General features: G+C 44.6%; 11 protein-coding genes and 1 pseudogene (1 of these 12 cut by a window edge). All 12 read left to right on the top strand.

From position 1 onward, the window contains the following. The first annotated feature begins 66 nt into the window (after positions 1-66). Positions 67-684: a TetR/AcrR family transcriptional regulator gene (locus CVV77_RS03695; RefSeq protein ID WP_003238404.1), complete on the top strand. Its 618-nt coding sequence runs from the start codon at positions 67-69 to the stop codon at positions 682-684. A gap of 187 nt (positions 685-871) precedes the next feature. Then, positions 872-1,549: an MBL fold metallo-hydrolase gene (locus CVV77_RS03690; protein WP_100274679.1), complete on the top strand. Its 678-nt coding sequence runs from the start codon at positions 872-874 to the stop codon at positions 1,547-1,549. Between the two features lie 182 nt (positions 1,550-1,731). After that, positions 1,732-1,927: pseudogene (locus CVV77_RS22620) on the top strand (hypothetical protein). Further along, complete coding sequence (gene fabD, locus CVV77_RS03680; protein ID WP_100274678.1) at positions 1,927-2,793, top strand: ACP S-malonyltransferase; 867 nt, start codon at positions 1,927-1,929, stop codon at positions 2,791-2,793. The pseudogene CVV77_RS22620 and the gene fabD (CVV77_RS03680) overlap by 1 nt, the downstream one beginning before the upstream one ends. A 513-nt stretch (positions 2,794-3,306) precedes the next feature. Next, entirely contained in the window at positions 3,307-4,281 is a 975-nt protein-coding gene (locus CVV77_RS03675) for an acyltransferase domain-containing protein (RefSeq protein ID WP_100274677.1), read from the top strand. Continuing rightward, positions 4,278-6,560, top strand: coding sequence for an ACP S-malonyltransferase (gene fabD / locus CVV77_RS03670; protein ID WP_100274676.1), 2,283 nt, complete (start codon positions 4,278-4,280; stop codon positions 6,558-6,560). The genes CVV77_RS03675 and fabD (CVV77_RS03670) overlap by 4 nt, the downstream gene beginning before the upstream one ends. Positions 6,561-6,648: 88 nt before the next feature. After that, positions 6,649-6,897, top strand: a complete 249-nt coding sequence (locus tag CVV77_RS03665; protein ID WP_100274675.1) for an acyl carrier protein — start codon at positions 6,649-6,651, stop codon at positions 6,895-6,897. After that, on the top strand, positions 6,875-8,122 hold the full coding sequence (locus CVV77_RS03660; RefSeq protein WP_100274674.1) for a beta-ketoacyl synthase N-terminal-like domain-containing protein: 1,248 nt from the start codon (positions 6,875-6,877) through the stop codon (positions 8,120-8,122). The genes CVV77_RS03665 and CVV77_RS03660 overlap by 23 nt, the downstream gene beginning before the upstream one ends. Next, on the top strand, positions 8,123-9,385 hold the full coding sequence (gene pksG / locus CVV77_RS03655) for a polyketide biosynthesis 3-hydroxy-3-methylglutaryl-ACP synthase PksG (protein ID WP_100274673.1): 1,263 nt from the start codon (positions 8,123-8,125) through the stop codon (positions 9,383-9,385). Then, positions 9,373-10,152, top strand: a complete 780-nt coding sequence (locus CVV77_RS03650; protein WP_088110895.1) for an enoyl-CoA hydratase/isomerase — start codon at positions 9,373-9,375, stop codon at positions 10,150-10,152. Before pksG ends, CVV77_RS03650 begins: the two co-directional genes overlap by 13 nt. 41 nt (positions 10,153-10,193) lie before the next feature. After that, a complete protein-coding gene (locus CVV77_RS03645) occupies positions 10,194-10,943 on the top strand; it encodes a polyketide synthase (RefSeq protein ID WP_100274672.1) in 750 nt (249 codons plus the stop codon). 44 nt (positions 10,944-10,987) lie between these two features. Beyond that, positions 10,988-23,363 carry the 5' portion of a non-ribosomal peptide synthetase gene (locus CVV77_RS03640; protein ID WP_100274671.1) on the top strand. Its footprint extends 2,741 nt past the window's final position, so the window shows 12,376 of its 15,117 coding nt (coding positions 1-12,376); it begins with the start codon at positions 10,988-10,990; its stop codon lies beyond the right edge, outside the window.

The raw sequence follows: 23,363 nt of genomic DNA, 5'->3' as shown, positions 1-23,363 counted from the left end.
TTATTTTTATAACACAACTGTATTATAAAAATTGCTCTCTTATTTTTTTCTTGTTACAATAAAGCTATGCCAAAACAAATTGACCATGAGAAAAGAAGAAAACAAATTGCAGAAGCGACGTGGCGCGTGATTTTAGAACGGGGGATGGAGGGAGCCTCAGCCAGAAACATTGCAAAGGAAGCAGGATTGTCATTGGGTGCGCTGCGCCATTATTTTTCTACTCAAGATGAACTGCTTGTTTTTGCAATGAAACTTGTTCAGGAAAAGGCGATGGCCCGAATTAAGGACATTGCAATGAAGGATTTGCCCCCTAAGGAAAAAGTGTTGCATATTTTGCTTGAAATTGTCCCAACGAATGAAGAAACGATTAGAGAGATGGAGGTGTGGTTCGCCTTTACGGTTTACGCCAGACATAAAAAGGATATGTTTGATGCGGATCATGACGGGATTTACAGCGGCATGCGGAATCTGGTTGCCTATTTAGATGAATTTGATTTACTGAAGCAGAATGCTGATAAAGACATTGAAGCTGAGAGACTTTACGCGCTAATTGACGGCTTGGCTTTACATGCGATGCTTGACCCTGTGCGAGTGAATAAAGATCGCATCAAACGTGTCATTATGCAGCATGTAGCATCAATTTGCATAGAAGAAACATGTGGGATAGAAGAAAGAAATACCTAAACGAAGAGCTATTCTTGTTGGACATGCTTCCAAAGGAATAGCTTTTTTATATGCAAAAAGAACAAGGGCCTCTGAAAAAAATGGAAAACAATCATGCCGTTTGGTAAAGTGGAATGAAAGACGGACTGAGGGTTGAACAGTTTGTCTAACTTTCATTTAAGAACTTTACATGATAGGAATGGTGTAAATGAATCTTACTTATAAGGTACATCCAATTAAAACAAGGTATCAGGGCTGGACGAATTATTGCTATATCATTGAAGATATTGTAAGTAAATCTGCAATTGTTGTTGACCCCTCATGGGAACTGAGTAAAATAACATCTAAACTTTCAGAACTCGAAGCTGAATTAACAGCGATTGTATTGACACACTCTCATTATGATCATGTAAACCTGGTAGAGCCGCTGACAAAGATGTTTAACGCTCAAGTTTATATGTCCCAAAAAGAAATTGATTATTATCAATTCCGATGCAGAAATTTAATTGGCCTTCATGATCATCAGACGATCAGCATAGGAAACACAAGTGCGCAATGCCTTCTTACACCGGGGCATACAGCCGGCGGAATGTGTTATTTGTTTTCTAATAGTATTTTTACAGGAGATACGGTATTTACAGAAGGGTGCGGCATATGTGAGGATGATGGCAGTTCTGCGGAAGAGATGTTCAGAAGTATTCAAAGGATTAAGTCAGAGGTTTCACCCTATGTACGGGTTTATCCTGGTCACTCATTTGGCAAAGCGCCCGGTTATACGATAGAGGATCTTTATCAGCATAATATTTATTTTCAAATTGATAAGATAGAATATTTTGTGAAATTTCGCACCCGTAAAAACCAAAAAGGTATTTTTGATTTTAAATAATTCTTCTGAATCTATTATCCTATTTTTCTTCGAATATCTAAATAATTAGTATTTTTTAAAATGATTACATAGAAGGATTTGATTTGTATCGAAAAGGCTCAGGTGATAAGTTGAAGCGCATTGTCAGCATATGGCGACCTTTATGTGATGCAGGTCATTTTTCTTATGTTGTGTGATATGCCCTGATCCTTTATACCTTAATTGAAAAAAGCAGGAAAGCAATCGAGTAAACTGTAGGAAAAATTAACTTGACGGACATATTGACAGAGGTTACCATCAACATGAACATGCTACTATTTATCCGGTCATCACTATTTTTTAAAAAAATCATACAGAAGTGATACAAATCTACTTATCGGAAGGGTGGCTTTGAGATAATGATCACATATGTTTTTCCGGGTCAGGGTTCACAGAAACAGGGAATGGGCAGCGATCTATTTGCTGAATTTAAAGAACTGACGGCTCAGGCAGATGAGATCTTAGGGTATTCAATTAAACGTCTTTGCTTAGAAAATCCTTATTCTAATTTAAACAAAACGCAATTTACTCAGCCGGCTTTATATGTGGTAAACGCATTAAGCTACCTGAAAAAAATCCGAGAAGCAGAAGCTACGCCTGACTTTGTCGCCGGGCACAGCTTGGGTGAGTACAATGCGCTATTTGCAGCCGGGGCCTTTGACTTTGAGACAGGTTTAAAGCTTGTCAGAAAAAGAGGCGAGCTGATGAGTATGGTGAGCAACGGCGGTATGGCCGCTGTTATGGGATTAAATGAAGAGCAGGTTGCAAAGGCTCTGCAAAAATACCATTTACACAATGTTGATATCGCTAATGTGAACGCCCCATATCAAATAGTGATTTCAGGCCGAAAAGATGATATCGAAAAAGCCGCATCTCTTTTTGAAACGATGACTGAAGTTACAATGGTACTCCTCTTAAACGTAAGCGGCGCGTTTCATTCCAGATACATGAATAAAGCAAAAGAAGAATTCGAGCAGTTTCTTCATACCTTCCATTTTTCGCCTCCGTCTCTCCCGGTTATTTCTAATGTGTATGCCAAACCGTATACATACGAATTTATGAAGCAGACGCTGGCCGATCAAATCAATCATTCAGTGAAATGGACTGAGAGCATAAGCTACTTAATGAAAAAAGGCCAAATGGAGTTTGAGGAAATAGGGTCAGGAAATGTTTTAACAGGGTTGATTCACCGTATTAAGAAAGATGCGGAACCAATGCCCCGCTGAAAATGATTGTTCCTAAGACCATGCACCGCATAGGCAAGGCTAAGGACAGATTTCCTTTTATTTAGGGTATAAAGCTTTAGAGACGCAATCGTTCAATAGACACTGTTTCTAAATGAATAACTTTATATACTGTTACATAAAGAGGCTGATCAAACATATCCGCACCCTATTAGACATTTGAACTATGTCAGACAGCCGGAATATCATGACTGACCATCGCTCTCACATCAAGATGGCCTACTTTTTAACCGCACCCAAATTTAGAGTCGATGTTCTTTGCTGATCCTGTCATAACTATTTTTGAGACTAACAACATACATCTATGACCACTTCATAAAAGAGTTGCATCCAGAGCACTAATAGCAATCCTCCTAAAGTTGATTCTTCTCATTTTCTTTTTTACATCATGTCTTACCGATTAAATAATCGGATCTCAATCGCTGTTATGTATTGCATACAATGAGTTGAGATATCAAAATAGCCGTCATAAATATAAAAAAAGAAGGTATGCACATGAATGAACCGCTCGTTTTTATGTTTTCCGGACAAGGTTCCCAGTACTATCATATGGGGAAGGAATTATTTAAGGAGAATATCGTGTTTCGCCAATTGATGCTTGAAATGGATGCCATTGCAGCACGGCGCATTGGCGCATCGATTGTTGAAGAAATCTATCATCCGGATAAACGTGTGTCGGATCCGTTTGACAGCATTCTTTTTTCCCACCCTGCAATCTTTATGGTTGAGTATTCCTTATACAAAGTTTTGGAAGATAGGGGAATCTATCCTGATTACGTCTTGGGATCAAGTCTGGGAGAATTTTCATCAGCGGCTGTTTCTGGTGTATCAGGCGCAGAGAATATACTGAATTGCATACTTGAACAGGCTATTGTCATCCAAAAATCCTGCGATAAAGGGAAAATGCTGGCCATTCTTGATAAACCGCAATTACTGAATGATCATCCACAACTATTTGAAAACAGTGAACTCATTTCTATCAATTATGATTCGCACTTCGTCATTTCTGGTGAAGAAGAAAACATAAAGCAGATCATGGAGGACTTAAAAGAGAAACAGATTCTTTGCCAGCTGCTGCCTGTGTCCTATGCCTTTCATTCTTCACTTATTGATCCGGCAGAAAGTGCCTATGCAGAATATTTAAAGTCAATATTTTTTAAAAACCCGTCAATACCAGTTGTATCGAGTTTAACGGGAAGCTGCCTTCACGAAATGGACAAGCATTTCTTTTGGGATGCGGTAAGAAAGCCAATGAGATTTCGCGAAGCGATTCGATATTTGGAAAGTCAGCATGCATGCCGGTTTATCGATTTGGGGCCATCCGGCACCTTAGCTGCTTTTGTGAAACAGCTGCTCCCGGGAGATTCAGCTAACCGCAGCTGCTCGATCATGACACCATTTCATCAGGAGCTGAAAAATCTGAATACGGTTGAGTGTTTCCGTAGACCAGAAAGGAAGTTTACAAGATGATTACATATGTTTTTCCAGGGCAAGGCTCCCAGCAAAAGGGAATGGGACAAGGGCTGTTTGAACAATATCGGCATTTGACAGATCAAGCAGATCAAATATTGGGCTTTTCAATAGAGAAGCTCTGTACCGAAGAATCCTATTTGGATTTAAATCATACGCAATACACACAGCCGGCTTTGTACGTCGTCAATGCACTCAGTTATTTGAAGAGATTGGAGGAGACCGGCAGAAAACCTGATTTTGCGGCCGGACATAGCTTAGGAGAATACAATGCGCTGTTTGCAGCGGGTGCATTTGATTTCGGAACCGGATTAAGACTTGTCAAAAAAAGAGGCGAACTGATGGGGCGGATTACAGGAGGCGGAATGGCTGCTGTGATCGGCCTGAATAAGGAACAAGTTACAGCCGTTTTAGAAGAGCACCGTCTTCATGCCATTGATGTAGCAAATGAAAATACGCCCCGGCAAATTGTGATTTCCGGCCAAAAAAAAGAGATTGAAAAAGCGCGAATTGTTTTTGAAAACACCAAGGATGTAAAGCTGTTTCATGTTTTAAATGTAAGCGGGGCTTTTCATTCCAGATATATGAACGAAGCAAAACAGGAATTTAAGCAATTTATTGACTCATTCCATTTTGAGCCTCTGGCTATCCCGGTTATTTCCAATGTCTATGCAGAGCCATATCATCAGGACAGGTTAAAGGAGACATTATCTGAACAAATGGACAGCACAGTGAAATGGACGGACAGCATACGTTTTCTGATGGGAAGAGGAGAAATGGAGTTTGAAGAGATCGGGCCTGGAACTGTATTGACTAGTCTCATCCATCGGATTAAAAATGAAGCAGAACCGTTAACGCATGCACCCGAAAAGAAACTTGCTTTAAGTCATCCAGAAGCTGCTGACCATCCACATAATGTTCAAGCTGGGATTACGGCAGAGTCTTTAGGAAGTGCTGAATTTAAACGGGATTATCATCTTACATATGCTTATCTTGCAGGAGGAATGTACCGCGGCATTGCTTCGAAAGAAATGGTAGTAAAGCTGTCAAGAGCGGGAATGATGGGGTTCTTTGGCACAGGCGGCCTGAGCTTGAATGAGGTTGAAGATGCGATCCTCACCATTCAAGGTGAACTAGGGGAAGGCCAAGCCTACGGCATAAATCTCGTCCACAATATGAAACATACTGAATCAGAAGAAAAGATGATCGACCTTTTATTAAAGCATCAAGTAAGAAATGTGGAAGCTTCAGCATTTTTAAGTGTCACTCCCGCATTGGTAAGGTATCGCGCAAAAGGAGTGAGACGAAACCCCAATGGTGACGTCATGTGCTCAAATCGTCTCATAGCGAAAATATCACGGCCGGAAGTTGCAGAATCATTTTTGAGTCCTGCGCCTGAGAATATGCTGCAAAAGCTTTTAGGGGAAAATAAAATCACCATGAATGAAGCTGAGTTGCTGCGTAGCATTCCGATGGCTGACGATATTTGTGTGGAAGCTGATTCAGGAGGTCATACAGATGGCGGTGTGGCATACAGCCTGATGCCGGCCATGACATCATTAAGAGATGAAATGATGAAAAAATATCAATATCCGAAAATAGTAAGGGTTGGTGCAGCTGGAGGAATTGGAACGCCTGATGCAGCGATGGCAGCTTTTATGCTAGGTGCGGATTTTATTGTTACAGGCTCAATCAATCAATGTACAGTTGAGGCGGCAACAAGTGACAAAGTAAAGGATTTGCTTCAGCAAATGAATGTACAAGATACAGCCTATGCGCCTGCGGGTGATATGTTCGAATCTGGCAGCAAAGTACAAGTGCTGAAGAAAGGCGTGTTCTTTCCGGCGCGGGCAAACAAGTTATATGAACTGTACCAGCGATATGGGTCAATACGTGAGCTGGATGCAAAAACGTTGACTCAGCTTGAGGAGAAATACTTCAAACGCAGTATAGAAGACATCTATGAAGATATGACATTACATTATCCCGTAGCAGAAATTGAGAAGGCTGAACAAAATCCGAAGCATAAAATGGCTTTGATTTTCCGATGGTACTTCAGATACAGCTCCAACTTGGCAATCAGCGGCAACGAACATTCCAAGGTCGATTACCAAATTCACTGCGGTCCGGCGCTGGGAGCCTTTAATCAATGGGTCAAAGGGTCGGAATTAGAAAACTGGCGCAATCGCCATGTGGATGAGATCGGAAAAAAATTAATGACAGAAACAGCAGCATTGCTTCATGAACGGATGCAATCAATGTATCAACCGTCGCATTAAGCAGACAGCATAAGATTAATCGTTCGAATATTATGAAAATATACCTATAAAAAGCACTAAAATGATCCCTTGAAGGAGAGAGCGCGTTATGGATAAACAGAAAATTTTTGAAGTGTTAGTCACCAATATTTGCGAGGTGCTACCTGAATTAGACGGACACAGGTTTGAGCCTGAAGATCAGTTAGTTGAGTTAGGAGCTGACTCTGTAGACAGAGCTGAAATTATCACAATGGTGCTTGAGGATCTATCATTAAAGATTCCAAGGATTGAGCTGTCCGGGGCGAAAAACATCGGCGAACTAGCTGAGGTGCTTTATGACAAAGTGCAATCTGTCTGAGGTGGTGGTGACCGGTGTAGGCGTCACGGCTGCCATCGGTCAAGGGAAAGAGGCATTTGCTTCTTCGCTGCTGTCCGGCAGGCATGCCTTTGGTGTCATGGAGCGTCCGGGCAGACAAAAAGACAGCCGGTTTATCGGCGCTGAAATTGCGTCATTGTCTTATCCCGACCGCCTTTCTAAAAAATTGCTGCGAAAAGCGTCATTTTCAAGCCGTACTGCATTGGTGACCCTCTCAGAGGCTTGGGAGGAGGCTGAATTAGATGATGTCGATTCTGCACGTATCGGACTGGTAGTCGGCGGGTCAAATTTTCAGCAGAGAGAAACCTTACAGCTTTATGAAAGTTATCAAGACCGCTCTGGTTTTATTTCGCCGGCATATGGCCTGTCTTTCATGGATAGCGATCTTTGCGGGCTATGCACAGATCAGTTTGGCATCACAGGCTTAGCTTATACGGCGGGAGGAGCCTCCGCCAGCGGCCAGTTAGCAGTGATTCATGCGATTCAGCAAGTCTTATCAGGCGAGGTTGATGTTTGCATAGCACTGGGTGCATTAATGGATCTTTCTTACATGGAATGCGGAGCGCTCAGGGCTTTAGGCGCTATGGGAACGGACAAATATGCTGATGAGCCTGAGAAAGCGTGCCGTCCCTTTGATCAGAACAGAGACGGGTTTATTTATGGAGAATCTTGCGGCGCACTGGTGATAGAACGAAAGAAGACGGCTGTCCGCCGAGGTGTCAAACCTTATGGAGCATTGTCTGGGTGGTCAATCAAACTAGACGGGAACCGGAATCCCGATCCTTCTTTAGAAGGAGAGATTTATGTCATCCAGGAAGCGCTGAAACGTGCCGGTCTTTCACCAGAAGACATTGATTATATTAATCCCCATGGCACAGGTTCTTTTATTGGGGACGAAATTGAATTAAAGGCGCTGCATGCATGCCGGCTTTCCCATGCTTATATCAACGCAACAAAATCGATAACCGGGCACGGTCTCAGTGCGGCGGGAATCGTAGAGATTGTTTCTGTTTTGCTGCAAATGAGAGAATCTGCCCTGCACCCGAGCCGGAATTTGGATCATCCAATCGATGATTCCTTTCATTGGGTAAATGAGAAATCGATTTCATACCGCATCAAAAATGCGCTGAGCTTAAGCATGGGCTTTGGCGGAATGAACACCGCGGTTTGTATACAAAACATTGAGAAATGTGGAGGCGAATCATAAATGGTTTCAGCCGGAATAGAAGCGATGAATGTCTTTGGCGGAACGGCGTACCTTGATGTCATGGAACTGGCCAAATACAGACACTTAGATACTGCAAGATTTGAAAACTTATTAATGAAAGAAAAAGCGGTAGCACTGCCTTATGAAGATCCTGTGACCTTTGGAGTCAATGCAGCTAAGCCGATTATTGACGCTTTATCCGAATCCGAGAAGGACCGGATTGAATTGTTAATCACTTGTTCTGAATCCGGGATCGACTTTGGGAAATCGTTAAGTACATATATCCATGAATATTTAGGGCTGAACCGCAACTGCCGTTTGTTTGAGATTAAACAGGCATGTTATTCAGGAACAGCGGGATTTCAGATGGCGGTGAATTTTATATTATCCCAGACCTCTCCGGGTGCCAAAGCACTGGTTATCGCCAGTGATATTTCACGTTTTTTAATCGCTGAGGGCGGAGACGCTTTAAGTGAAGACTGGTCTTATGCCGAACCGAGTGCCGGAGCGGGAGCGGTGGCCGTTTTAGTAGGCGAAAATCCCGAGGTGTTTCAGATAGATCCGGGAGCAAATGGCTATTACGGCTATGAAGTGATGGATACCTGCCGTCCCATTCCTGATAGTGAAGCGGGAGATTCTGACCTGTCTTTAATGTCATATCTGGATTGCTGTGAACAAACCTTTCTGGAATATCAAAAACGTGTACCCGGTGCCAATTATCAGGACACGTTTCAATATCTTGCTTACCATACGCCTTTTGGCGGGATGGTGAAAGGTGCGCACCGGACAATGATGCGTAAGGTGGCGAAGGTGAAAACAGCTGAGATTGAAACGGATTTTTTAAATCGGGTAAAGCCAGGTTTAAACTACTGCCAAAGGGTTGGAAATATTATGGGGGCTGCCTTGTTTCTGGCATTGGCCAGCACGATAGACCAAGGGCGGTTTGATTCGCCTAAACGAATCGGCTGTTTTTCTTACGGATCAGGCTGCTGTTCTGAATTTTACAGCGGAATAACAACACCGCAAGGCCAGGAACGCCAGCGCTCATTTGGCATTGAGAAGCATTTAGATCGCCGATATCAGCTCTCCATGGATGAGTATGAGCTGTTGTTTAAGGGGAGCGGGATGGTGCGATTCGGGACGCGCAATGTAAAGCTGGATTTTGAGATGATACCGGGCATCATGCAGTTTACTCAAGAGAAGCCTCGATTGTTTTTAGAAGAGATTTCTGAGTTTCATCGGAAGTACAGGTGGATCTCGTGACCTATCAAACGATAAAGGTCCGCATTCATGAGTCGGTTTGCTACATCACATTTCACCGTCCTGAAGCGAATAATACGATAAATGACACACTCATAGAAGAATGTTTACAAGTGTTAACCCAATGTGAAACATCATCAGTTACGGTTGTTGTTTTAGAAGGGCTTCCCGAGGTGTTTTGCTTCGGTGCTGATTTTCAAGAAATCTATCAGGAAATGAAAAGCGGCAAAAAACAGGCAAGCTCCCAAGAGCCTCTCTATGATTTGTGGCTGAAACTGCAGACTGGCCCTTATGTCACGATTTCGCATGTCAGGGGAAAAGTGAATGCCGGCGGCCTTGGATTCGTATCTGCCACAGATATTGCCATTGCTGATGAAACGGCGTCATTCAGTCTCTCTGAGCTGTTATTCGGTCTGTATCCGGCTTGTGTTTTACCGTTTCTGATCCGCCGGATCGGCTGGCAGAAAGCGCATTATATGACGCTAATGACAAAGCCGATTTCCATTCAGGAAGCCAGTGAATGGGGGTTAATAGATGCCTTTGATGCTCAAAGTGAGGTGCTGCTAAGAAAGCATTTATTGCGCTTGCGGAGGCTGAATAAAAAAGGAATCGCACGTTATAAACAGTATATCAGCTCACTTGATCATCAAGTCAGCCGTTCGAAATCCATCGCTTTAACTGCAAATCAAGACATGTTTTCTGATCCTCAAAACCAAATGGGAATCATCAGGTATGTTGAGACAGGGCAATTTCCATGGGAGGAACAGTAATCATTTGAAAAGATGACAATCAGAACCGTTAGGAGGACATCATGACGCATTCTGTTGTAGAGCTCATCGAAATTGAGCCCGCCATTATTCAGGTAAAGATGCATGACCGCACTCATAAAAACGCGTTTTCACAAGAACTTACAGACGGTTTAATTCAAGCGTTTAAATTCATTCGGCAGAAACCAGATTATAAAGCGGTCATTTTGACGGGATATGATAATTATTTTGCTTCAGGAGGAACACAAGAAGGACTGCTTCGAATTCAGCAGGGATTGACCAAGTTCACGGATGACAATCTTTATTCTCTGGCGTTGGATTGTGAGATTCCAGTCATTGCGGCCATGCAGGGCCATGGAATTGGAGGCGGCTTTGTCATGGGGCTCTTTGCTGACATTGTCATTCTAAGCAGAGAGAGCGTGTATACGGCTAATTTTATGAAATACGGATTTACGCCTGGTATGGGCGCTACCTTTATCGTCCCTAAAAAACTGGGATTCAGCCTGGCCCAGGAAATATTAATGAATGCGGGCAGCTACCGGGGAGCAGATCTTGAAAAAAGAGGGGTTCCCTTTAAAGTGCTGCCTCGTGCGGAAGTAGTAGATTATGCTGTGGAGCTGGCGAGTGAACTGGCGGAAAAGCCGAGAAACTCATTGATTACATTGAAAGATCATTTGGTGGCCCCGCTTCGCGAGCAGCTGCCGCGCGTCATAGAACAGGAATTGATGATGCATGAGAAAACATTTCATCATGACGAAGTCAAAACGAGAATCAAAGGTATGTATGGAAATTAACTGAGAACCTACATAAAAATTGCAGGTGAAATGGAGGCAGCGCGATGAGAAATAATGATAATACCCGCATATTAGCTAACCCTTCTGTCAGCTATGGTGAGCCTTTACATATATCTGAAGAGCAGCCGGCAACAATACCTGAAGTTTTATACAGAACGGCTGCGGAGCTTGGGGATACAAAGGGAATCATTTATTTGCAGCCGGATGGAACTGAAGTGTACCAATCATATGGACGATTGTGGAATGATGCACTGCGTATCGTGAAGGGGCTCCGCCAATCAGGCTTGAAAGCAAAACAAAACGTGATTTTGCAGCTTGGCGACAATTCACAGCTTCTCCCTGCGTTCTGGGGGTGTGTTTTAGCAGGCATTGTTCCGGCTCCGTTAGCCGTTCCGCCAACGTACGTTGAATCGAGCAGCGGGACTCAAAAGCTGAAAGACGCATGGACGCTTCTTGACAAGCCGACGGTAATTACTGATCAGGACATGCACCAGGAAATGCTCGATTGGGCAAGAGAGCAAGGCCTTGAAGGATTCCGTGCAATTGCTGTAGAGGATCTGCTCAGTGCTGATGCAGAGACGAATTGGCATCAATCCAGTCCTGAAGACTTAGCGCTTTTATTGCTGACTTCAGGCAGTACGGGAACGCCCAAAGCGGTTATGCTTAATCATCGAAACATTATGAGCATGGTGAAAGGGATTATTCAAATGCAAGGCTTCACCAGAGAAGATATCACATTTAACTGGATGCCGTTTGATCATGTCGGGGGCATCGGGATGCTGCATTTGCGGGATGTCTATCTTGGCTGCCAAGAAATTAACGTCTCAAGTGAAACGATCTTAATGGAGCCGCTGAAATGGCTGGATTGGATTGATCATTACCGTGCTTCTGTTACGTGGGCGCCAAATTTTGCGTTCGGTCTTGTCACTGATTTTGCAGAAGAAATGAAAGATCGGAAATGGGATCTGTCCTCAATGCGTTACATGCTCAATGGCGGCGAAGCAATGGTAGCCAAGGTAGGGCGCAGAATGCTTGAGCTTTTAGAACCTCATGGATTGCCTGCTGATGCCATCCGACCTGCATGGGGAATGTCCGAAACTTCATCCGGCGTTATTTTCTCTCATGAGTTTACCCGGGCTGCAACTAGTGATGACGATCATTTTGTTGAAATAGGTTCCCCAATTCCAGGATTCTCTATGAGGATTGTGAATGACCAAAATGAAGTGGTTGAGGAAGGGGAGATTGGCCGTTTTCAAGTCTCTGGACTTTCCGTTACAAGCGGTTATTACCGGCGCCCAGATTTAAATGAGAGTGTGTTTACAGAAGATGGATGGTTTGAAACTGGAGATCTTGGCTTTTTGCGAAACGGGCGCTTAACCATTACGGGGCGCACGAAAGATGCCATTATCATTAACGGGATTAATTACTACAGTCATGCGATTGAGTCTGCTGTTGAAGAATTACCGGAAATCGAAACTTCTTATACAGCTGCCTGCGGAGTCCGCGTGGGTCAGAATTCAACGGATCAGCTGGCAATCTTCTTTGTTACTTCCGCAAAAATGAATGATGAGCAGATGTCTCAGCTTCTTAGAAAGATACAATCCCATGTCTCTCAGGCGATCGGAGTTACTCCAGAATATTTGCTGCCGGTACAAAAAGAAGAGATTCCAAAAACGGCTATCGGGAAGATCCAGCGCACCCAGCTGAAAACTTCATTTGAAAATGGGGAGTTCGACTACTTGCTTCACAAATCCAACAGGATGAACGATGCGGTACAGGACGGGGAGATACAGCAAGCAGATCATGCGATAAAAATAAGGGAAGAGATACAGGAGCATCTGCTCAGCTGCTTGACTGAGGAGCTGCACATTTCCCGTGATTGGGTAGAGCCAAATGCAACTATCCAGAGTCTTGGAGTGAATTCTATCAAGATGATGAAGCTCATTCGGTCTATCGAGAAAAAATACCGCTTCAAACTCACAGCCAGAGAGATACATAAATATCCTACGATTGAACGCTTGGCTCGCTATCTATCTGAACGTGAAGACATCAGCAGCTTGTCTGCTGACAGAGAGGACACTGGCACATCCAAAATGGAACAGGAAAGGAGTCAGGCATCTTTTCAGCCTCTTTCTGAGGTTCAAAAAGGATTATGGACATTGCAGAAAATGTCACCTGAAAAAAGTGCATATCACGTACCTCTCTGTTTTCGATTTTCGTCAGGGCTTCACCTAGAAACATTACAAGAGGCTTTCGGCCTTGTATTGAAGCAGCATCCGATCTTAAAGCACGTCATCCAAGAGAAAGACGGAGTGCCATTTCTTAAAAATGAGCCAGCGCTTTCACTTGAAATCCAGACAGAAGACATCTCAGGTATGAAAAAGTCTGATATTCCTACTTTTCTTAGAAAGAAAGTAAAGGAACCGTATGTAAAGGAAAACAGCCCGTTAGTGCGTGTTATGAGTTTTTCCAGATCTGATCAAGAGCATTTTTTGCTTATTGTCATTCACCATATGATTTTTGACGGAGTTTCGTCCGTCACATTTATACGCAGTCTGTTTGACAGCTATAAGCTTCTTTTAGAAGGGCAGCAGCCGGAAATATCAGTTTCTCCTGCCATTTATCATGATTTCGCGGCATGGGAGCAGATCATGCTTGCCGGAAAAGACGGTACGAAGCATCGTTCATACTGGCAGAAACAGCTATCGGGAACTTTGCCGAATCTTCAGCTGCCTAAGGTCAGTACAAGTTCAGCCGATTCTGAGTTTGAAGAGGATACATACACCCGGCAGCTGTCCAGTGGCTTCATGAATCGAGTCAGGGCGTTTGCGAAAGAGCAATCTGTGAATGTTTCGACGGTATTCTTGAGCTGCTATATGATGCTGCTGGGCCGTTATACCGGCCAAAAGGAACAGATTGTCGGCGTGCCGGCGATGGTGAGACCGGAAGAAAGATTTGATGCTTCCATTGGACATTTTCTCAATATGCTCCCGATTCGGAGTGAGCTGAACCCGGCAGACACTTTTTCTGAATTTATTTCAAAATTGCAATTCACCATGTTGGATGGGCTTGATCATGCAGCTTATCCTTTTCCGAAAATGGTGAGGGATTTGAATGTTCCTCGCAGCCAAACGGGTTCACCAGTATTTCAAACCGCTTTTTTCTATCAGAATTTTCTTCAATCTGGAAGCTATCAAAACTTGTTGAGCCGCTATGCTGATTTCTTTTCTGTCGATTTCGTTGAGCGTATTCATCAAGAGGGTGAATACGAATTAGTATTTGAACTGTGGGAAACAGAAGAAAAAATGGAGCTGAATATCAAATACAATACCGGGCTGTTTGATGCGGCTTCTATATCCGCTATGTTCGATCATTTTGTTTATGTAACAGAACAGGCGATGTTGAATCCTTCTCAGCCGTTAAAAGAGTATTCTTTGTTACCTGAAGCAGAGGAGCAGATGATTCTCAAAGCATGGAACGCCACTGACAAAACGTATCCATATACATGTTTTCATGAATTATTTGAGAAGCAGGCGAAAAAGACGCCTGATAGAGCGGCTGTCAGCTATGAAGATCAAACATTGACGTATCGGGAGCTCGATGAAAGAAGTACACAGCTGGCCATTTATTTGCAGGCGCATGGAGTGGGACCTGACCGTCTGGCGGGAATCTATGTGGATCGATCGCTGGACATGTTGGTGGGATTATTGGCGATTCTCAAGGCTGGCGGAGCATATGTGCCGTTAGACCCGTCCTATCCGGCTGATCGACTGGAATACATGCTGGAAGACAGTGAAGTTTCCATTACGCTGACGACATCAGAATTAGTAAATACTTTACGCTGGAACGGTGTCAAGACTGCTCTGTTAGATAAAGATTGGGATGACATCGCTCAAACTGCCTCTGATCGAAAAGGGCTTACACGCACTGTCACGCCGGAAAACTTGGCATATGTCATTTATACATCCGGCAGCACAGGGAAGCCAAAAGGTGTCATGATACCGCATAAAGCTTTGACAAATTTTCTCGTTTCAATGGGAGAAACGCCGGGTCTTTCGCCAGAGGATAAAATGCTCGCTGTCACAACCTACTGTTTTGATATCGCTGCCCTGGAGTTATATCTGCCTTTGATAAAGGGGGCACACTGCCATATTTGTCAAACGGAACATACAAAAGACGTTGAAAAACTGAAACGAGACATCCAAACGATCAAACCGACAGTGATGCAGGCAACCCCTGCTACATGGAAGATGCTCTTTTATGCAGGCTGGGAAAATGAAGAGAGAGTGAAAATTCTATGCGGAGGCGAAGCTTTGCCTGAGACGTTAAAACGATATTTCTTACATACGGGCAGCGAAGCCTGGAATATGTTCGGGCCAACAGAAACAACCATCTGGTCAGCGGTTCAGCGCATTAACGAAGAATGCTCACATGCCACAATAGGAAAGCCAATAGCCAATACACAAATGTACATTACGGATTCTCAGCTTGTTCCAGTTCCGGCTGGTGTCCCGGGTGAGCTTTGCATTGCAGGGGACGGCGTGGCGAAGGGCTATTACAAAAAGCAAGAATTAACGAATTCGAGATTCATTGACAGCCCTTTTGAGCCTGGAACGAAGCTTTATCGAACGGGAGACATGGCGCGCTGGCTTCCGGGAGGACGAATTGAATATATAGGCCGTATCGATAATCAGGTGAAAATACGCGGATTCCGTATTGAGCTTGGCGATATTGAAAGCAGGCTCAGTGAGTATCCCGGCATTCAGGACTGCGTCGTTGTCGCAGCTGAGGAGAATGGAATGGATAAGCTTGCTGCCTATTATACAACTAAAGATGCAAATGCATCTCTTGCGGCGAGGGAGCTGCGTCATTATGTGAAAGACGTTTTGCCTGCCTATATGGTGCCTTCTTATTTTATTCAGCTTGACCATATGCCGTTGACACCGAACGGAAAGATAGACAGAAACAGTCTTAAGCATAACGAATTAACTGCGAAGCAGCCAAAGCAAAGGGAGATCTCTCCGTTGAACATTCAGGAAGCTGTTTTCGCCATTTGGCAGGATGTATTGAAAATGAGTGACATTGAATGGGAAGACGGATTTTTTGATGTTGGCGGGGATTCGCTTCTCGCGGTTACTGTGGCTGATCGCATCAAACATAAGCTATCCTGTGAGTTTTCTGTCACAGACCTGTTTGAGTACTCAACGATCAAAAATATCAGCCAATACATCACTGAACAGCGAATGGGCGATAAAAGCGCCTCTATGCCGACAGAACCGGCTGCTCATATAGATCAGTCCACCCAGATGAGCGATCTCCCAGATTATTATGAGGATAGTGTAGCGATTATTGGTATATCGTGTGAATTTCCAGGGGCGAAAAATCATGATGAGTTTTGGGAGAACCTCAGAGACGGCAAGGAAAGCATTACGTTTTTCAGTAAGGAAGAGCTTCAGCGCTTTGGTATTTCAGAGGAGATCGCGGAGAATGCCGGATACGTCCCGGCTAAATCTTCAATTGATGGAAAAGACAGATTTGACCCAAGCTTCTTTCAAATCTCTCCTAAAGACGCTGAATTTATGGACCCGCAGCTTCGGATGCTGCTGACTCATTCATGGAAAGCAATAGAAGATGCGGGTTATGCTGCGAAACAGATTCCTCAAACCAGTGTTTTTATGTCGGCAAGCAATAATTCTTACCGCGCGCTGCTGCCGTCCGATACAACAGAAAGTCTGGAAACGCCTGACGGCTATGTCTCGTGGGTGCTTGCGCAGAGCGGGACGATTCCGACAATGATTTCTCATAAGCTCGGGCTGAAAGGGCCAAGCTATTTCGTCCACGCCAACTGCTCATCGTCTCTGATTGGATTGCATTCTGCCTATAAAAGCCTGCAGTCGGGGGAATCTGCTTATGCTTTAGTAGGCGGTGCAACACTGCATACCGAGTCAAATATCGGATATATGCATCAGCCGGGACTGAACTTTTCGAGCGACGGACATATTAAAGCTTTTGACGCTTCAGCTGACGGAATGATAGGCGGTGAGGGTGTTGCTGTTGTATTGCTGAAAAAAGCAGCGGATGCTGTAAAGGACGGGGATCATATCTATGCTTTGCTGAGAGGCATAGGTGTAAATAACGACGGCGCTGACAAAGTCGGTTTTTATGCTCCGAGTGTCAAAGGGCAGGCTGACGTGGTGCAAAAGGTCATGAATCAAACGGAGATACAGCCTGAATCCATCTGCTATGTAGAAGCGCACGGAACCGGAACGAAGCTGGGAGATCCAATCGAGCTGGCAGCTTTAACAAATGTTTACAGGCAATACACAAATAAAACGCAATTTTGCGGCATTGGATCGGTGAAAACCAATATCGGACATTTAGATACGGCCGCCGGTCTGGCTGGCTGCATTAAGGTCGTGATGAGTCTTTACCATCAGGAGCTTGCACCGAGCCTCAATTATAAGGTGCCTAATCCAAATACAGACTTATCCAGCTCTCCTTTTTACGTCGTCGATCAAAAGAAAACGTTAAGCCGTGATATCAAAACGCACAGGGCTGCACTAAGCTCGTTCGGGCTTGGCGGGACAAACACTCATGCGATTTTCGAACAATACAAAAGAGATTCTGACAAAAGAAAGATAGACGGGACCTGCATCATACCGATCTCGGCAAAAAATAAAGAGAGACTGCAAGAGTATGTGCAGGATATTCTGACCTATTTGGAAAGAAAAGGACTTGAGGACGGACAGCTGCCTGATTTTGCGTATACCCTACAGGTCGGGCGGGAAGAGATGGAGCATCGCGTTGCCTTTACTGCCGATCATGTGAACGAGTTAAAACAAAAGCTCACAGATTTTATCAATGGAAAAACAGCGATTGAAGGCTGTTTTCAAGGAAGTAAGCACAATGACAGGGAGATTTTATGGCTGACGGAGGACGAGGACAGCGCGGAACTGATCCGTAAATGGATGGCCAAAGGAAAAGTAAACAAGCTTGCGGAGATTTGGAGCAAGGGAGCGCATATGGATTGGATGCAGCTTTACAAAGGTGAGCGCCCATACAGAATGAGTCTGCCGACATATCCATTTGCAAAAGAAAGATACTGGCCATCGCAGGATGACCGCAAGCCGTCGGGTCAGATATCCGGCAATCAGACAGAGATCGGTTCCATCCATCCGCTGCTCCATCAGAATACATCTGATTTTTCTGAACAAAAATTCAGTTCTGTTTTTACTGGTGAAGAATTCTTTCTGAGAGACCATGTGGTAAGAGGAAAACCGGTGCTCCCTGGTGTTGCGTACCTTGAAATGGCGCACGCGGCTATCACGCAGGCGACGGGAAGCAATAATGGCCAGGGGGTCAGAATCAGATTGAATCATACAGTCTGGGTTCAGCCTGTTGTGGTTGACGAACATTCGGCTCAAGTGGATATCGGTCTCTTTCCTGAAGAAGATGGGAAAATCACTTTTGAGATTTACAGTACACAGGAAGACGGGGCCGACCCGGTTATTCATAGTCAAGGCAGCGCGGAGCTGGTATCTGCCGCCGAAACGCCGGTTACTGATCTCGCTGAAATTTCACGCCGCTGCGGCAAAGGAAAGATGTCGCCTGGTCAATTTTACGAAGAAGGCAGAAGCAGAGGGATGTTCCATGGTCCGGCCTTCCAAGGAATTAAGAATGTTGATATAGGAAACAGAGAGGTTCTGGCGCAGCTGAAGCTCCCAGAAATCGTTTCTGGAACGAAGGAACAGTTTGTACTGCACCCAAGTATCATGGACTCCGCCTTGCAGACGGCAACAATATGCATCATGCAGGAATTGACGGATCAAAAGCTGATTTTGCCATTTGCGCTTGAAGAGCTTGAGGTGATCAAAGGATGTTCCTCTGCTATGTGGGCATATGCTCGCTTAAGTGACAGTGATCTCTCCGGGGGGGTTGTTCAGAAAGCGGATATCGATGTCCTTGATGAGAGTGGAAACGTATGTGTCAGGATCAAAGGATTCTCAACGAGAGTATTGGAAGGAGAGGTCCATTCATCCAAGCCTTTATCACGGCATGAACGCTTAATGCTTGAGCCGGTATGGAGAGAACAGAATGGTAGATTTGAGGACGAAGATCTTTCATTCGCAGAGCATATCGTTGTTCTCTTTGAAACTGAACGAAGCTTCACCGACAGCATTGCATCAAACATGAAGGATGCCCGTGTCATTACACTGAATGAAGCTGAAGGACATATTGCTGAACGTTATCAATGTTACATGCAGAACATTTTTGAACTCATGCAAAGCAAGATCCGTGAGCATTCTGCCGGCCGTATCATCATTCAAGCTATCGTTCCGCTGAAAAAAGAGAAACAATTGTTTGCCGGTGTTTCCGGTTTGTTTAAAACAGCTGAATTAGAATTCAGCAAACTTACAGCTCAGGTTATCGAGATTGAGAAGCCTGAAGAGATGAATGATCTTCATCTCAAGCTGAAAGATGATAGCCGGAGGCCTGCTGATAAACAGATTCGATATGAGGCTGGAAACCGTTTTGTGAAAGGCTGGCGGGAAATGGCGCTTCCTTACGCTAATGAGTTTCATATGCCGTGGAGAGACGAAGGCATTTATCTGATTACAGGCGGAGCCGGAAGCTTAGGCCTTCTGTTTGCAAAGGAAATTGCCAATCGAACTGTTCGATCCACCATTGTGCTGACGGGACGCTCTGTTTTAAGTGAGCGTAAGGAAAATGAACTGAAGGCTCTTCGAAGCATGGGGGCGGAGGTTGTCTATCGAGAAGCTGATGTAAGTGATCAGAGGGCGGTTCGGCGTCTCATGGAGGAAATCAAAGAAAAGTATGGCACTCTCAACGGAATTATCCATGGTGCAGGCAGCATTAAAGATCACTTCATCGTTCATAAAACGAAGGAAGAGTTTCAAGAAGTGTTACAGCCAAAAGTGAGCGGGTTGTTACATGTAGACGAATGCAGTAAGGATTTCCCATTGGACTTTTTCATTTTATTCTCATCTGTTTCAGGATGTTTAGGAAACGCTGGACAAGCCGATTATGCTGCGGCCAATACGTTTATGGATGCATTTGCTGCATACCGCAGTTCTCTTGCTGCATCTAAGAAGCGATTCGGTTCAACCATTTCCTTCAACTGGCCGTTATGGGAAGAAGGCGGTATGCAAGTCGGCGCTGAAGATGAAAAGAGAATGCTGAAAACCATGGGAATGGTCCCGATGCCGACAGATAGCGCCTTGAAAGCATTTTATCAAGGGATAGCATCCGATAAGCCGCAAGTTTTTGTGATGGAAGGGCAGCTTCAGAAAATGAAGCAAAAACTGCTTTCTGCAGAAACGACATCCAAACGGAAGGGGCAGAAAAACGCAGATCAGGCTCACGGTCAAACTCAAAAATTAGAAGCGTCTTTCATTCAAATGGTTGGAGCGATTTTAAAAGTAAACACTGACGATATCGATGTCAATACAGAGCTGAGTGAGTACGGATTCGATTCGGTAACATTTACTGTCTTTACAAATAAGATCAACGAAGCGTACCAATTGGAACTAACGCCGACCATTTTCTTTGAATATGGAAGCATCCAAAGCTTGGCTGAATATGTAATTGCGGCGTATCCGGGAGAATTAAATCAAGATGCTGCTGTTAATGACACAGATGAAACGTCAAGCTCATTACACAGTTTAAACAGCCTGAGGGCATCATTAGGCAACATGGTCAGTGCGATTTTAAAAGTAGATAGTGAAGATATTGATGTCAATACAGAGCTGAGTGAATACGGATTTGATTCGGTTACATTTACAGTCTTTACAAACAAGATCAATGAGGCATATCAATTGGAGCTTACGCCGACCATTTTCTTTGAATATGGAAGCATCCAAAGCCTGGCTCAATATTTGATAGATGAACATGAGGCGACTTTTGTTCAGGAGGTCGAAAAATCAGAGGGGCAAGAAGAGTTACAGACAATATCCTCTACTGTGCCGAAAATCACAACACGAAGCAAGCACCGCTTCAAACAGCCTGTTATTGCAAAAGAAGAAAGAAGCAAAAAGCAGACTGCCGATTTTGAGCCGATTGCGATTGTCGGCATCAGCGGCCGATTCCCTGGTGCTAAGGATATAGATGAATTTTGGAGAAATCTTGAGGAAGGCAAAGACAGCATTACAGAGGTTCCAAAAGATCGATGGGATTGGCGGGAGCATTATGGAAACCCTGACACTGATGTCAATAAAACCGACATCAAATGGGGCGGGTTTATTGATGGTGTCGCAGAGTTTGATCCGTTGTTTTTTGGTATTTCGCCGAGAGAAGCCAATTATGTAGATCCTCAGCAGCGTCTCTTAATGACGTTTGTATGGAAGGCGCTGGAAGATGCGGGTTGCTCGCCGCAAAGCCTTTCGGGTACAGGGACGGGGATCTTTGTCGGCACAGGAAACACGGGTTATAAAGATCTATTCCATAGAGCGAATCTTCCGATTGAAGGCCATGCGGCTACAGGTCATATGATCCCTTCGGTTGGCCCGAATAGAATGAGTTATTTTTTAAATATCCACGGTCCGAGCGAACCAATCGAAACAGCTTGTTCCAGCTCTCTTGTAGCCATCCACCGTGCTGTAACCGCTATGCAAAGCGGCAATTGTGAGATGGCGATTGCAGGAGGTGTGAACACGATCCTGACCGAAGAGGCGCACATTAGCTACAGCAAGGCGGGGATGCTCAGCAAAGACGGCAGGTGTAAAACCTTCTCCGCCGATGCAAATGGCTATGTCAGAGGCGAAGGTGTCGGAATGGTCATGCTGAAAAAGCTGGCAGATGCCGAGCGTGACGGGAATCATATATACGGCGTTATTCGGGGGACGGCGGAAAATCACGGCGGAAGAGCCAATACCCTGACATCACCTAATCCGAAAGCCCAAGCTGATCTGTTGGTGCGTGCATATCGCCAAGCAGGCATAGACCCAAGCACGGTCACATATATTGAAGCCCATGGAACGGGGACTGAATTGGGGGATCCGATTGAAATAAACGGGCTGAAAGCCGCGTTTAAGGAACTATCCAATAAGAGAGGCGGCAGCCAGGCGGACATTCCAGAGAACCGTTGCGGCATCGGCTCAGTTAAAAGCAATATTGGTCATTTAGAGCTTGCCGCAGGTATTTCTGGTCTGATCAAAGTGCTGCTGCAAATGAAGCATAAAACGTTAGTGAAAAGCCTGCATTGCGAGACGCTTAATCCTTATCTTCAGCTGGCTGACAGTCCGTTTTACATCGTTCAGGAAAAACAGGAATGGAAGGCTGTAACAGATCGTGACGGAAACAAGCTTCCGCGCCGTGCCGGAATCAGTTCGTTTGGGATTGGCGGAGTAAACGCACATATTGTGATTGAAGAATATATTCCAAAAGTGAATTCAGAACAAACGGCACCAGAACAGCCAAGCATAATTGTGCTGTCGGCTAAAAATAAAAATAGGCTAATAGATCGCGCTTCACAATTGCTGGAGGCGATTCGCAAGAAAAGATATACAGATCAGGATTTGCACCGTATCGCTTACACCCTGCAAGTTGGGCGCGAAGAGATGGATGAGCGTCTGGCGTGTATTGCGGGGACAATGCAGGAACTTGAAGAAAAACTGCAAGCGTTTGTTGACGGTAAGGAAGAAACTAGTGAATTCTTCCGGGGGCAGTCTAATCGCAATAAAGAAACCCAGGCCATTTTTACAGCAGATGAGGATATGGCAATGGCACTTGAAGCTTGGTTCAGAAAAAGAAAATACGCCAAACTTGCGGATTTATGGGTCAAAGGCGTAGTGATCCAGTGGAATACATTATATGGCGAAACCAAACCGCGCCTGATCAGTCTTCCTTCATATCCATTCGCGGAGGATCACTATTGGCTACCGGCAAAGGAACATTCAGAACTTGTTGATACTAGTGAAAAGCGCACCGCATGTTTTTTGACAAAACAATGGAGTTTGAGTCCGATTGGTTCAAAAGTGCCGGGGACACGAACGGTTGCCATCCTGAGCAATCAAGAGACAGCAGATTTGGCAGCTGAAGTGTCTAAGTATTTTCCGAATCACCTTTTATTAGATGTGAGCCGGACTGACTGTTATCAGTCAGACATCGATTGGAAAGAGTTTGACGGTCTAGTGGATGTCATCGGCTGCGGTGAACATGATGAAGACCGGCTGGATTGGATTGAATGGATGCAAAGGCTTATTGAATTCGGGCATAAAGAGGGACTCAGGCTGCTTTGTGTGACGAAGGGGCTCGAATCGTTTCAAAACACATCCGTCCGGATGGCTGGAGCCTCACGAGCTGGTTTGTATCGGATGCTTCAAAGTGAGTACAGTCACCTTACATCAAGGCATATGGATGCAGAGGGGGGCATTGATTATCATCGTCTCGCCAAGCAGATCG

The sequence above is a fragment of the Bacillus sp. SN1 genome (genome assembly GCF_002796895.1).
Taxonomy (GTDB): domain Bacteria; phylum Bacillota; class Bacilli; order Bacillales; family Bacillaceae; genus Bacillus; species Bacillus inaquosorum.
This window is presented reverse-complemented; position numbering and strand designations above follow the sequence as displayed.